Source organism: Bartonella sp. AP72JLCBS (genome assembly GCF_042195705.1).
Lineage (GTDB): Bacteria > Pseudomonadota > Alphaproteobacteria > Rhizobiales > Rhizobiaceae > Bartonella.
On the sequence record NZ_JBHIOU010000117.1, the window covers coordinates 1 to 641 of the forward strand.

The following is a 641-nucleotide window of genomic DNA, read 5'->3' on the forward strand; positions in this document are numbered from 1 at the left end:
TTTCACCATCATAAGTGCCAGCATCAAAAGAGCTCTCATCATCAAAGACCGGTGCTCCAACTCTGTAATCTTCATTCCTAGCTTCATTCATTTCTGCATTCATTCTTTCACCTCTCTCAACTATGCATACCTCTGTGTAATGCTATTCGCTCTCGCATGATCTGATTGTGTGCCTGAGTATTGAGAAGCTTCTGCCGTTCAATCTCATAGCGTTGCTTCATCAGTTCCGCGTCTGTTTTTGCTCTCTCTTGATGCACAAACAGATCAATCTGCTTTTGTTGCAAATCCATCTGATGCATCTGTGCTTTCGTCTCTAAGTCTTGTTGCTTTTCCTGCAACTTCATTTCCTGCTCGGGGTCCATCTGCTGTTGTTGTGCCATTTGTTGCTGTTGGAACTTCTCACTCACACGATTGAGTAATGACGCAGGCAATGGAGAATAACGAAGTAGATCAAGCATAATATCCGGCGTAATCGCATTTTGAAGCAATGGAAGCAGTTGTGTGATGATACCGAAGGTGCGCTCTTTCTCATTCGGGCTGGTTGGCGCATCATCAACAACAATGTCATACTCGACACTCGTTACTTCTTCACGCGTCAATGGAATATATTGCGCATTCTCCTCACCAGATATCCGTACCAA

Annotated in this window: 1 pseudogene; it reads right to left on the reverse strand. The window is 44.1% G+C overall.

Going from position 1 to position 641, the window contains the following annotated elements:
* Positions 1-116 precede the first annotated feature (116 nt).
* Positions 117-641 (reverse strand): annotated as a pseudogene (locus ACFILO_RS09670) (phage portal protein); the annotation flags it as partial.